The organism is Nocardia sp. NPDC050793, from assembly GCF_040654065.1.
Classification (GTDB): Bacteria; Actinomycetota; Actinomycetes; order Mycobacteriales; family Mycobacteriaceae; genus Nocardia.
The window spans coordinates 56,346-68,556 of sequence record NZ_JBFAHG010000012.1; the positions used below are offsets into that span (position 1 = coordinate 56,346).

Genomic DNA, 12,211 nt, shown 5'->3' on the forward strand with positions numbered 1-12,211 from the left:
CCGTGATTCCTTGTCTCGATCGCGAGGTACGGTCATCGCGGGCCGTCGGTGTGCAGAAAGACGATCGGCCCGGCGCCGAAGCGCCGCAGCTGGTCGAGATCCAGCACCGCGGCCATGGCCTTGGCGGTGTAGACCGGTTCGAGGTCTAGTCCGGCGTACTCGCGGGCCACTGCCCCGGCGGCCCGGCCGGATTCGGTCGCATGGCCGTAGCCCGGGCCGAGCTGATCGCGAACCAGCAGCAGTCGATCCGGGGTGAGCTTCATGTCCGGCAGCTGCGCGCCGCGCGCACGCAGCAACCGTTCGGTGCGCCCGGCCGCGCGCAGCAGTCCGCGTTCGTCCAGCCGCAGTTTGTCATTGACCACCACGCCCACCACGCGAGTACGCACACCGGCCAGGGTGAGCCCCAGCGCGAGCCCCGCGGCCGTGCCGCCGGAGCCGATGGCGGTGACGATGTGCGAGGGTTCAGGCATGATCCCGGCCGCGACCTGGGCCGCGAGTTCCAACCCGACCTCGACGTAGCCGAGCAGGCCCACCGGCGACGATCCACCGGCGGGCAGCAGATAGGGCGGTGTCCACCCGGTGCTGTGGCGGGCCAGCAACCATGGCATGCTCAGCACCGTGCGCGCCACGGTGTGCGTGAAATGCACTGTGGCACCGGAGTTCCTGATGCGCGCCAGCTGTTCGCGCACATGCTCGTCGACCGGTTGGTCGACCAGCGCCAGCGCCGTGGCGAGCCCGTGCTCGCGCGCGTACAGCGCGGTGGCCAGTCCCCAGTTGGTGCCCAGACCACCGACGGTGAGGATGGTTCGGCGGCCACGGCGCAGGGCATCGGGCAGCAGCCATTCCAGTTTGCGGACCTTGTTGCCGCCCCAGCCGCCGTCGCCGAACGCGCCTTCGTCCTTGATCCAGATCTCAGCGTTGGCGTCCGGGAATCGCGGTAGTCGGCGCAGTGGAGTCGGCGCGGCACCCAGGGGCAGGTGCGGCAGGGTTTCGCGCAGCGCGGGGAAGCGATCGTGAAGCAGCGGCACGGTCATTCGCCCAGCACCCGCGCGACATAGGCGTTGGTGAAGCGCCGTTGCGGGTCCAGGCGGTCGCGCACCGCGGCGAACCGATCCCAGTGCGGGAACTCCGGAGCCAGGTCGGTGGCGGAGCGGAAATGTCGCTTACCCCAGTGCGGCCGCCCGTCGTAGCCGATCATGATCTGTTCGACGGCGCGGAAATACGGCTCCCACGCCATCTTCTCGAACTGGTGCACGGCGATGTAGCAGGTGGTCCGGTCCCCTGCGGGGCTGAGGAAGGCGTCGTCGGGAGCCACGAAGCGCACTTCGATCGGAACCGGAACATCGAAGCGCGGCTGTTCGGCCAGCGCCAGGACCTGCCGTACGGCGTCCGCGGCATACTCGCGCGGAATGGCGTACTCCATCTCGGTGATCGGCACCCGGCGCGGTGTGGCGAAGACCCGGTAGGAGCGATCGATGCGACGGGTACTGCCCGACAGTTCGGTGCACCACCGGTTCAGGACCGGAATCCATTGCGGCCGTGCGCGTCCCAGTCGGCACACCGCCCAGAAGGCGTAATTGGTGAGCAGTTCGTCATGGAACCACTCGGCGGATTTCGACAGCGGCCGTGGCGCTTCCGTGGTCCGATTCCAGATCTTGGTCATGACCAGCGGGCTGTGCGGGAAGGCGAAGAATCCGAAATGATCGTTGCCGTCCACCAATTCGTCGAGTTGGTCCAGCACCTGCGCCAGTGGCGCGACTGTGTCCACGCTCGCCAGTGTGAAGGCAGGCACCGCTTGCAGGGTCACCGCGCTCACCACGCCCAGTGCGCCCAGGCTCACCCGCGCGGCGCGGTAGGCCTCCGGATCGCTGTCGGCGTCGACCTCCAACCGGCTGCCGTCGGCCAGCGTCAACTCGATCGACCGCAGGCTCGCCGACAGATTCGGCAGGCCGACGCCTGCGCCGTGCGTGCCGGTCGCGGTGGCTCCCGCGATGGACTGCACATCGATGTCGCCGAGGTTGGCGAAGGCCAAACCCTGCTCCCACATCGCGGCGCTGAGCGCGCCCAGTGAGATTCCGGCTTCGCAGCGCACCAGACCCGAGTGGCGGTCGATGTCGAGTACCCGGTTCATTCGTTCCAGGGTGATAAGCGTGCCATCGGTGAGCACGGCGTCGTTGAACGAATGCCCCGAACCCGCGACCCGCACGATCTCGCCGCGCCGATCCGCACGGTCGAGTACCGCGGCCAGTTCCGCGCCGCCCGCGGGGCGTTCGATGGCGCGCGGGCGGCACACTTGATCGCCGGCGAAGTTCCGCCACATGGATTGACTCATCCGGCAAACGCTATGGTCCGCCGGTGATCGTGCGGAAACACCTGAAACCGGGTGACCGACAAAAAGCGGTTGTGAATCCTCAGCGCAACGACAGCGGTGGGGTGGGGTCGGTGAAATCCGGTTCGGCCACAGCCCGCACCAGATCGGGGTATCTGTCGCGCACCGCCTGCGCCAGGTCCACGAACGATCGCACCAGCGCGGACGACCGTCCCCGACGCCAGCTCACGGCCACCCGGCTGGGTGCGGCATCGGTGATCGGCACCAACTTCACGCCGGGGAAAGTCAGCCAGCGGCACGAGGCGGCGGTGACCACGATCCCCACCCCCGTCATAACTTTGTGCATCTCCTCGAGCAGAGTGGTGGAACGAGACACCACCGGCGCGGGACGTCCACCCCGGTGGGAATCGAGTTCCCAGAACGCATTCCAGGTCCGGTCGGCACAGGCCGACCCCAGGATGGGTTCGTCGAGTAGATCCCGCGCCGACACCAGCGGCCGTGCCGCCAGCCGGTGCCCCGGGGGCAGTGCGACGACCACCGGCTCGCTGAACAGCGGCTCGAAGTCGAGTTCGGGAGTCGATATCGGCAGCCGGACGAGGGCCACGTCAACCTCGCCGCCTGCCAGTCCCGCCGAGGGATCGTCGTATCCGAACTGCCGCAGTTCCAGACGCACTCCCGGATGGCGCTCTCGGAATGCCGACAGGATGGGATCGGTCAGCGTCAGTGCCGCGCCCTCCAGGAAGCCCAGCGTCAGCTGTTCGTGTTCACTGCGTTGAATCGCCCGCGCGCGTTCCACCGCGGTGTCCGAGGCTGCCAGCAGGGCCCGCGCGTCCGCCAGAAACGCCGCCCCGGCCGCAGTCAATTCCACACTGCGCGTGCTGCGCACGAACAGCGTCACCCCAACCGTCCGCTCGAGCTGCTTGATCTGCGCACTCAATGCCTGCTGCGCGATGTGCATACGCTGGGCCGCGCGCGTGAAGTTCAACTCCTCGGCCACCGCCACGAAATAGCGTAGGTGTCGCATGTGCAGATCCACCGGTCGAGTGTAGGTACCGCCGATCGGCGGTCAATTCGGCCGCCCGCCGACGTCGCTGTTGATCGATAGGAGACAGTTTCCGCTGGAAGGTGTGCGCGTAGTGGTCGTGTGCTGCACTATGTCCGTTATCGACCTCCAGGGTTTGGGAGGGGCCTTGACCAGGTCAGCCTGGTTGCGGTGGGCGACGCCGATAGCGATGTCTCTTGCCTGCAGGATTCGGCCACCTCGGTCGCGTTTGCGTGTGGCGAACATGCGAGAGGGGAGCGCGGGGCTATCGCGTCCGTGATCGTAGGCCGGTGGCGTCAGGGTTGCCCGGTTTGTGATTGGCATGCAATTGATCTGGAGCCGGTCGCAGAATCGAGGCGGTGGTGGGGTTGATGGATTCGATGATGTCGAGCAGTTGTTGCTGGGCGGTGTCGAGTTCGTCGAGTTCGGTGGCGACGAGTTCGGCGGCGCGGCGAGTAGCCTGTTGTGCGGTCCGGGTGATCATCTCCCCGAGTTGGTTTCGGCTGAGGCGTTCGGTGCCGGGGCCTAGGGTGACGCCGAGGAGGCCTCCGCTGGCGTTGACGCGGACGCGGACGAGCCGGTCGGTGGTTTCGGCTTCGCCTTCGATGGCTTGGATCCGGGTTTTCGCGGTCTGCATCAATTGGGTTTGCTTAGCAAGCAGTTCGGTGAGCGCGTCGTCGGTGGGGTCGGTCATCCGGGAAGTTTCTCCAGGGCGCGGGTGGCGGCTTTGCGGGTCTGGGAGCTGGGGTGGGTGGTGAAAGGCTCGATGAGGTGGCGAACGCCTTCGGCTTTCATCTTGGCCAGCGCGTTGATCGCGGCGAGGTGTGCGGGGCCGTCGAGTTCGCGGATGGCGAGTTGGCGCGCTTGGTCGGTCTTGACTTTCCCGAGGTATTCGATGAGGGGGTAGCGGGCGGTTGCGCTGGGGAGTTCATCCAGCAGGGCCGTGATCTGGGGGAAGTGTTCGGGTTTGGCGATGAGGGCAAGGCCCTGGCAGGCCCAGTCTTGTTGGCGTTGGGGCAGGGGTGGTTGGTGGCGGGCCTGGGTGATGAGCAGGTCGATGGCGTGTTGGTTGCCTCGGGCGGCGGGGTCGATGAGGTTTCGGATGAGCCCGGAGCGGATGGCAGATCGGTGTTCGGTTTCGGGGCCGGGGATCTTGGTTTCGAGGTTGATCAGCCAGTCCAGGAAGATCGGGATGCCTTGGGGGATGGTGCGGGGGCCGTTGGCGAGGTCGGTGAGGGTGTAGCAGGGCACACCGACCGCGGCGAGTTCTTCCATGAGTCGGCGGTCGAATCCTCGGCGGCCGTGGACGTAGCGGGCGGGAAGGTTGTTCATCCATTCCGTGCCGCCGTTTTCGCTTCCGCGGGGCATGCGGGCATAGCTAACGATCATTGTTGTCGTCGAGCTCCTTCCGGATGAGTTGGATTTGCCCGCTGTCGATCAACGCCTGGATCTCGGGGCTGTTGATCTGGGTGCGGTGGTCCACGATGAGGGTCATCGTGTAGCCGTTCTCTTTCGCCCACTGGGTCTCGGCGAGGATCTGCTGCTTGTCGGGGTTGATCTCGTTGGTGTTCTTCACCTCGGTCACTTGTTGGGTGTCGTCGTCGATCCGGTCGGGAATGATTCCTTGGGTTTGGATGGTGCCGTCAGGCAGGGTGACATCGACGAATACCTTGCGTTTGGGACCGTAGGGGTCGATTCCGGCGCGCCGTTCTCCTTCGTCGCCTGCGGCTTTGTTCTGGTGTTCATCACGGAACTTGACCGGATCGGTATTGCGAGGGGTGCGATCGAGGATGGATGACAGCACTTTGGTCCCCTCGGTGGCCATCCCGTAGATGCCGGTGTTAGAGCTGACCGCCTCGGCGACCTTGGTTTCGATGTTGCCCAGACGCGCGTCGATCACGGCGGCGTAAGCGCGTTTGTTCATCTCGATGGCCCGGTCGAGGTTGCGGCGTAGGCGGGCGCCGCCGGGCAGGAACTCGGGCAGCGCCGGACCTTCGGGTCCGGCGAGGATCTCGAGAATGGGTGAACACGCCACCGTTGTTCCAGCAGTGCCCGCAGATGCTGCTGTACCTGGCGACCCAGAATGGTGTGCACGCGTGCGGGGTCGGCGTGCTCCTGGCCTCGCGAACGCTGCACGCTGCTGAAGCGTCGCAGAAAGTCCTCCGAAGGAAGCGCTTCGGCAGCGCTGAGGACTCCTCGGTGCGACGGGGCGTTACCGCCTGCGCGGCGCAAGGCTGTGTCAATGGAGGGCTCCTACGCCGTAGATGTCCTCGCCGCTGAAAACCCGCTAGGCGGCGGTGCTGGATCGATACCTAGACGTCGAGGGCAAGTCTCGATCGTGTCCATACGGTGGCGTCGACGTCTTTCGGGTGAACACCGCTTCCTCGGTCGACGGCAACTCTGCCTGACGCGCGCCCGCCGGTCGAACACCACGACCGCCTATATGGGTGGCGCAGGCTCGCGCCACCAAGCTCGCCGCCAGGACGAACCTTGCGCTCGTGGTACGGGGAGAACTCGTGGATCACTCCACGACCTCGCAGGCGACGGAGGGCGCCAATCACTTCCTGGTGACCTGCGGTTTGGGTGGTGACGGCGTCACCAATCCGTCGGTGTCCCGTCCGCTGACCTGCGTGTCGACGCCGTCACCACAAAACGGCTACTTTCGGTCGTGAAATGCACCGACGTGTCCTGAATCGGCGGCTGAACGGGGGATTCAGGGCAGTCGTTGATCGCCGGCCAGCCCTTTTCTGGCGGCCGGGCGGGGGTCTGAACACCCCGCCCGGTCCGCAATGGAGTTTTACCAGGTCGGAGGGTTCGCGTTGGGGAGATCCGGGTGATCGACGTCGCTCTCTAGAATGAGACGACCTGTTCGTCCGCTTCCGGGAGCCGCCGTGACCATTCAGCCCGTTCGCCTGTTCGGCGATCCGATTCTGCGCGCCCGTGCGGCGGAGGTCACCGAATTCGATCGTGAGCTGCGCCAGCTGGTCGCCGACCTGACCGACACCATGCAGGACGACGGCGGCGTCGGCATGGCCGCGCCGCAGATCGGCGTCGGGCTGCGGGTATTCGTCTACGACACCGGCGACGCGGCGGGACACCTGGTGAATCCGACATACACGGTGGTGGGCGAGGAAGAGCAGGTCGGTCCCGAGGGCTGCCTGTCCATTCCGGGCCTGCGGTACGACACGCGCCGCGCGCTGCGAGTGCGCGCGTCCGGCGTCGACATGCACGGCAAGCCCGTCGAGTTCACCGCGGAGAAGCTGCTCGCGCGCTGCGTGCAGCACGAGACCGACCACCTCGACGGCGTGCTGTTCATCGACCGGCTCGATCCGGCCTTCCGCAAGGAGGCGATGCGCACCATCCGGGAATCCGATTGGTTCGTCTCGGGCATCACGGTGCGCGACTCGCGCGGTGCGGGTCAGGCCGGACCCTTCGGACGGAGCCGCTGATGCGCGTCGTCTTCGCGGGCACCCCCGAACCCGCCGTCCCCTCGCTGCGCAGGCTCATCGAGTCCGAGCGCCACGACGTTGTCGCCGTGGTGACCCGGCCCGACGCCGTCGCGGGCCGCGGCCGCAAGGTGACGAGGTCACCGATCGGCGCGCTGGCCGACGAGCACGGCATCCCCGTGCTCACGCCGCGCCGCCCCAGCGAACCCGAATTCATCGAGCAGCTCACCGAATTGGCCCCGGACTGCTGTCCGGTGGTGGCCTACGGCGCGCTGCTGCCGCAGCGGGTGCTCGACATTCCGCGCTTCGGCTGGATCAATCTGCACTTCTCGCTGTTGCCCGCGTGGCGCGGCGCCGCGCCGGTGCAGGCGGCCATCGACGCGGGCGACGAGATCACCGGCGCGTCCACCTTCCTGATCGAGGCGGGCTTGGACACTGGACCCGTCTTCGGCGTGATCACCGAGAAGGTCGCGGTGACCGACACCGCGGGCACCCTGCTCGGCAAGCTCGCCGAAACCGGCGCGCATCTGCTCGAAACCACGCTGGACGGCGTCGAAGACGGCACCCTGCACGCCGTGCCGCAGTCCACCGACGGCGTCTCCTACGCCCCGAAGGTGGTCGCCGAGGACGGGCACATCCGCTGGGATCTGCCCGCGCTCGCCATCAGCAGGCGCATTCGCGCCGTCACGCCCGCGCCCGGCGCCTGGACCGAGGTGAACGGAACCCGGCTGAAGCTCGGACCGGTCGAGATGGTGGAGGAGGCGCTGCCAGAACGCGTCATCGAGGTGCGCAAGTCCGGCGTCTTCGTCGGCACCGCGACCACCGCCGTGCGCCTGGACCAGGTGCAGCCGCAGGGCAAGCGGATGATGGCCGCCCTCGACTGGGCGCGCGGCGCGCGCCTGCAGCCCGGCGCGGTGGTCGAATGAGCCCCGCGGATCGCCCTCGCAAGTCCGACGACGTCGACGGCGGATGGGCCAAACGTGCCGCCCGCAAGCAGGAGGCCCGCCGGGACGCCGCGTCGGGCAAGCCGGCCCGCGAGTCGGAGTCGTACACGGGAAGCCGTGGCGCGCAACGGAAAGCGGATTCGCCGCGGAAACCGCTCCGGTCCGATCGGGACAGCTACCGGAATCGAGACGACCGGCGTTTCGAGGGGAAATCGACTCGGGGCGCCGACAAGCCGGGCGGCGGCAAGCCCGCGGGCGGACGGGCGGGGCGCGAGACCGGTTACGGCGCAGGGCGTTCCGAGGCGGGACGAACCGGCTACGGTCGCGCGGACCGATCGGGCCAGACACCAACCGGCAAGAGTGGTGCTGGCCGCGACCGATCGTGGGACGACAGGTCGGCAGGCAGGTCCGAGGGGCGCGGCTCGGGCGCGTACGGCAGGCGGCGAGCGGACGACGCCGTCGGCGGACCGGTCGAGCGCGGCGCACGCAAGGGCCCGGACCGGTCGAGTGGACAGCGAGCCGCACGAGGCACCGCGAAATCGGCTGGGGCGGAGAAGGATCGGGGATCGACCGGAAAGCGGCCCCGGCGCACCGTGAGCGTCGACCCCGTGCGCGAGGTCGCGCTCGAGGTGCTGCGGGCGGTGCGCGAGCGCGACGCCTACGCGAACCTCGTCCTGCCCGGACTGCTTCGCGACCGGCACATCTCCGGCCGGGACGCGGCGCTGGCCACCGAGCTCGCCTACGGGGCCTGCCGGACCAAGGGACTGCTCGACGCGGTGATCGCGCACGGCGCGGGCCGCTCGGTCGAGGAGATCGACGGACCCCTGCTCGACATCTTGCGGCTCGGCGTCTACCAACTGCTGCGCACCCGCATCGGCGCGCACGCCGCCGTAGATACGTCGGTGGCCTTGGCCAGGGCCGAATTCGGCACGGGCAAATCGGGTTTCGTGAACGCGGTGCTGCGGCGCGCGGGGGAGAAGTCCGCCGAGGAGTGGGTCGAGACGCTGGCCCCCGCCGACCCGGTGGGACGGCTGGCGTTCGAGTACGCGCACCCGGCTTGGATCGCTCAGGCGTTCGCCGACGCGCTCGGCGAACGCGCAGGCGAACTGGGTGACCTGCTCGCCGCCGACGACGAACGGCCGGTCGTGCACCTGGTCGCCCGGCCCGGTGAGATCACCGCCGAGGAACTGGCGCTGGTCACCGGCGGCGAAGAGGGCCGCTGGTCGCCGTACGCCGTGTACCTCGAAGGCGGTGATCCGGGGCGGCTGGAGCCGGTGCGCGAAGGCATGGCCGCGGTGCAGGACGAGGGCAGCCAGCTCGTGGCACTGAGCCTGACCCGGGCGCCGCTGGAAGGTCCGGACGGCGGCCGCTGGCTCGACCTGTGCGCCGGACCGGGCGGCAAGGCGGCGCTGCTCGGCGCGCTCGCGGCGATCGACCGCTTCCAGGTGGACGCCGTCGAACCCGCCGAACACCGCGCCGAACTGGTGCGCAAGGCCACCCACGACCTTCCGGTGCGGGTGCACGTCGTCGACGGCCGCGACAGCGGTCTGGCGCCCGGCTACGACCGCATCCTGGTCGACGCGCCGTGCACCGGCCTCGGCGCGCTGCGGCGCAGGCCGGAAGCGCGCTGGCGGCGCAGCCCCGCCGACGTGCGCGACCTGGTCGTGCTGCAACGCGAATTGCTCAGCGCGGCATGGGATCTGCTCCGTCCCGGCGGTGTGGTGGTGTACTCGACCTGCTCGCCTCACCTGGCCGAGACCGTGTCGATCGTCGCCGACCACGTCCGCCGCACGGGCGCGGTCGAGCTCGACACTCGCGAGTTGCTCCCCGGCGTCACCGACGTCGGCGACGGCCCCGCCGCGCAGCTCTGGCCGCACCGCCACGGCACCGACGCCATGTTCATGGCGGCGCTGCGTAAACCGATCTGAGGTAGCCGGGTCCGAGGGTGAACCGGTCCGTGCGAACGCGCCGGTTCCATCCGTCCAATCCATCGGGGCCCGCGCGACGCACACTGGTCGCATGACTCTGACCTGGCAAGACGTGGTGGCGATGGCGACCGAGCTCCCTGCGGTCGAGGAGTCGACGTGGTGGCGCAGTCCCGCGCTGAAGGTGGGCGGCAAGGGGTTCGCGCGGCTGCGGTCGGAGGCCGAGGGCGGGCTCGTGCTGCTCTGCGAGACGGCGGAGAAGGAGGCGTTGCTCGCTGCGGGCGATCCAGCCTTCTACACCACGCCGCACTACGACGGGTATCCGTACATCCTGATCGATCTCGACCGGATCGCGCCGGATCACCTGCGCGAACTGATCGACGCCGCCTGGTGGCTTTCGGCGCCGGCGAAGGTTCGCAAGCAGCGCGCGGCGGGTTGACCCGTCAGTCCCGGCTCGACAGCTCCCGCAGCCGGGCAAGGGTTTTCGCCAGGATGCGCGAGACGTGCATCTGGGAGATGCCCATCTGCTTGGCGATCTGGGTCTGAGTCATGGACTCGAAGAACCGCATGGTGAGGATGCGGCGTTCGCGTTCCGGCAGGCCGGCCAGCAGCGGCCGGATGGCGACGTACTCCTCTACCCGGTCGAACTGGGATTCCTCCTCGCCGAGCGTGTCCAGCAGCGAGGCCTCGGTGTCGCGGCCGAGCGCCGCAGCGTCGATGGAGCTGGGCTGGTAGGCGTTGCCCGCGATGACGGCCTGGGTCACCTCGTCGGGATCCACGTCGAGTTCCGCCGCGATCTCCTTGGCCGTGGGGGAGCGGCCGAGGGTCTGCGAGAGCGTGTCGATGGCCGAGCCGATGCGCAGGTGGGTCTCCTTGACCCGCCGCGGCACCCGCATGGCCCAGGTGTTGTCGCGGAAGTAACGACGGACCTCGCCCATGATGGTCGGCACCGCGAAGGAGAGGAAGTTCGATCCGCGCGAGACGTCGAAGCGGTCCACCGCGTGCACCAGGCCGACCCGCGCCACCTGGGTGAGGTCGTCGAACGGTTCGCCGCGCCCGCTGAACTTGCGTGCGATGTGGTCGGCGAGCGGGATGCAGCGGCTGATCAGCTCGGCGCGCACCGCGGCATGCCCCGCGGAACCCGGTTCGGCCGCGCCCAGCCGCTCGAACAGCGCGTTCAGATCGTCGTAGCCGGTGACCGAACCGGCCTCCGCGACGGCTTCCGCGTCCTCGGCGGCGTCGGTGGGCTCGGCTTCGGCTTCCTCTTCGCGGTCCTGATCGAACACGGTGTCCTCGTCCGCCACTACGCTTTCCCCCGGACCCGACGGAACTCCACCGTCGTCGGATATCCGGAGACCGCCGTGTCGTACGAATTCTGGGTCGCCTCCACCGCGTCGGTGAGCGTCCGCAGCACATGCCAGCCGAAGCTGCGCTGATCGGGTAGGCCCTCGGTCTCGGCCACACCGGTGACCTCGACGAGCAGCTGGGCCTCCCCGATGGTGAATCGGCAGTCCAGGCTGGTGCCCGCCGCGGCGAGCGCGATGAGGGTCGAGCACACCTCGTCCACGGCCAGGCGGATGTCGGCCACTTCGTCCAGCGTGAAATCGCTGAGCAGGACAAGAGTTTCGGCGAGCCCGCGCACGATGGGCAGCTGCGTGACCGATGCGGCCACCCGAATCTCCACCGGGGTGCTGTAGAGCCCCTGTTCCGCCGAAATGTTGATCACTCTGCACAGGCTACCCACTGGAGGCCGCGGACAATCACGGATTCCCTGCGGTACGGCATGTGATCCGGGCTCGGTACACTCCGGGGCTGTGTCCTCTCCGACGTTTTCCCGCCCTGGCCAGCCGATGATCGCGCCGTCCATCCTGTCCGCCGACTTCGCCCATCTCGCGGACGAGGCCCGCCGGGTGGAAGGCTCGGACTGGCTGCACGTCGACGTGATGGACGCCCATTTCGTGCCGAATCTCACGCTGGGCCTTCCGGTGGTGGAGAGCCTGCTGAAGGCGACCGACATCCCGCTGGACTGCCACCTGATGATCGAGGACCCGGGCCGCTGGGCGCCGTCGTACGCGGAGGCGGGCGCGTACAACGTGACCTTCCACGCCGAGGCGACCGACGACCCGATCGCCGTGGCGCGCGACATCCACGCGGCGGGCGCGAAGGCCGGTCTGTCGGTGAAGCCGAACACGCCGATCGAGCCGTACCTGGAGATTCTGCGCGAGTTCGACACCCTGCTGGTGATGAGCGTGGAGCCGGGCTTCGGCGGGCAGTCCTTCATCGCGCACGTGCTGGACAAGGCACGCACGGTGCGCAGGCTGGTCGACGCGGGCGAGCTGCGGCTGATCGTCGAGATCGACGGCGGCATCAACGCCGAGACCATCGAGCAGGCGGCCGAGGCGGGGATCGACTGCTTCGTGGCGGGATCGGCGGTCTACAACACCGCCGACCCCGGCGCCACCGTGGCGACGCTGCGGCGGCAGGCCGCCGCCGTATGGCACTGAGCGGCGCCGCCGGAACAGGCC

At 68.6% G+C, this 12,211-nt stretch carries 14 protein-coding genes; 6 read left to right on the forward strand and 8 right to left on the reverse strand.

Annotated elements, in window-relative coordinates; genetic code table 11:
- Positions 1-32 precede the first annotated feature (32 nt).
- The 6 genes from AB0H50_RS30780 to AB0H50_RS30805 all read right to left on the reverse strand — a co-directional run bounded on the left by AB0H50_RS30780 (position 33) and on the right by AB0H50_RS30805 (position 5,406).
- Positions 33-1,034, reverse strand: a complete 1,002-nt coding sequence (locus AB0H50_RS30780) for a pyridoxal-phosphate dependent enzyme (protein WP_357459510.1) — start codon at positions 1,032-1,034, stop codon at positions 33-35.
- The gene (locus tag AB0H50_RS30785; RefSeq protein ID WP_357459511.1) at positions 1,031-2,332 is read right to left on the reverse strand and encodes a D-arabinono-1,4-lactone oxidase; all 1,302 of its coding nucleotides are present in this window, start codon (positions 2,330-2,332) and stop codon (positions 1,031-1,033) included. The genes AB0H50_RS30780 and AB0H50_RS30785 overlap by 4 nt, the downstream gene beginning before the upstream one ends.
- A gap of 79 nt (positions 2,333-2,411) precedes the next feature.
- Positions 2,412-3,365 carry a LysR substrate-binding domain-containing protein gene (locus AB0H50_RS30790; protein WP_357459513.1) on the reverse strand — a complete coding sequence of 318 codons (954 nt, stop codon included), beginning with the start codon at positions 3,363-3,365 and terminating at the stop codon, positions 2,412-2,414.
- 271 nt (positions 3,366-3,636) lie between these two features.
- Positions 3,637-4,065, reverse strand: coding sequence for a YbaB/EbfC family nucleoid-associated protein (locus AB0H50_RS30795; RefSeq protein WP_357459515.1), 429 nt, complete (start codon positions 4,063-4,065; stop codon positions 3,637-3,639).
- Entirely contained in the window at positions 4,062-4,739 is a 678-nt protein-coding gene (locus AB0H50_RS30800; protein ID WP_357459517.1) for a HEAT repeat domain-containing protein, read from the reverse strand. The genes AB0H50_RS30795 and AB0H50_RS30800 overlap by 4 nt, the downstream gene beginning before the upstream one ends.
- Before the next feature lie 10 nt (positions 4,740-4,749).
- On the reverse strand, positions 4,750-5,406 hold the full coding sequence (locus AB0H50_RS30805; protein WP_357459519.1) for a putative toxin: 657 nt from the start codon (positions 5,404-5,406) through the stop codon (positions 4,750-4,752).
- A gap of 481 nt (positions 5,407-5,887) precedes the next feature.
- On the opposite strand from AB0H50_RS30805, the gene AB0H50_RS30810 reads away from it, so the two are divergent.
- From AB0H50_RS30810 to AB0H50_RS30830, 5 genes are all read left to right on the forward strand, one after another.
- A complete protein-coding gene (locus AB0H50_RS30810; protein WP_357459521.1) occupies positions 5,888-6,043 on the forward strand; it encodes a hypothetical protein in 156 nt (51 codons plus the stop codon).
- Between the two features lie 219 nt (positions 6,044-6,262).
- Positions 6,263-6,820, forward strand: coding sequence for a peptide deformylase (gene def / locus AB0H50_RS30815; RefSeq protein WP_357459523.1), 558 nt, complete (start codon positions 6,263-6,265; stop codon positions 6,818-6,820).
- On the forward strand, positions 6,820-7,743 hold the full coding sequence (fmt, locus tag AB0H50_RS30820) for a methionyl-tRNA formyltransferase (protein ID WP_357459525.1): 924 nt from the start codon (positions 6,820-6,822) through the stop codon (positions 7,741-7,743). The genes def and fmt overlap by 1 nt, the downstream gene beginning before the upstream one ends.
- Before the next feature lie 611 nt (positions 7,744-8,354).
- Positions 8,355-9,689 carry a transcription antitermination factor NusB gene (locus tag AB0H50_RS30825; RefSeq protein ID WP_357459868.1) on the forward strand — a complete coding sequence of 445 codons (1,335 nt, stop codon included), beginning with the start codon at positions 8,355-8,357 and terminating at the stop codon, positions 9,687-9,689.
- Positions 9,690-9,780: 91 nt separating this feature from the next.
- Positions 9,781-10,125 (forward strand): MmcQ/YjbR family DNA-binding protein, encoded by a 345-nt coding sequence (locus tag AB0H50_RS30830; RefSeq protein ID WP_357459528.1) that lies wholly within the window; start codon positions 9,781-9,783, stop codon positions 10,123-10,125.
- Positions 10,126-10,129: 4 nt separating this feature from the next.
- On the opposite strand, the gene AB0H50_RS30835 is transcribed toward AB0H50_RS30830, so the two are convergent.
- Both AB0H50_RS30835 and AB0H50_RS30840 read right to left on the reverse strand, forming a co-directional pair.
- Entirely contained in the window at positions 10,130-10,990 is an 861-nt protein-coding gene (locus AB0H50_RS30835) for an RNA polymerase sigma factor SigF (RefSeq protein ID WP_357459530.1), read from the reverse strand.
- The gene (locus AB0H50_RS30840; protein WP_357459532.1) at positions 10,990-11,412 is read right to left on the reverse strand and encodes an anti-sigma factor; all 423 of its coding nucleotides are present in this window, start codon (positions 11,410-11,412) and stop codon (positions 10,990-10,992) included. The genes AB0H50_RS30835 and AB0H50_RS30840 overlap by 1 nt, the downstream gene beginning before the upstream one ends.
- Before the next feature lie 124 nt (positions 11,413-11,536).
- Between AB0H50_RS30840 and rpe the strand changes: the two genes are divergently transcribed.
- On the forward strand, positions 11,537-12,190 hold the full coding sequence (gene rpe, locus AB0H50_RS30845; protein ID WP_357459871.1) for a ribulose-phosphate 3-epimerase: 654 nt from the start codon (positions 11,537-11,539) through the stop codon (positions 12,188-12,190).
- The last annotated feature ends 21 nt before the right edge of the window (positions 12,191-12,211 follow it).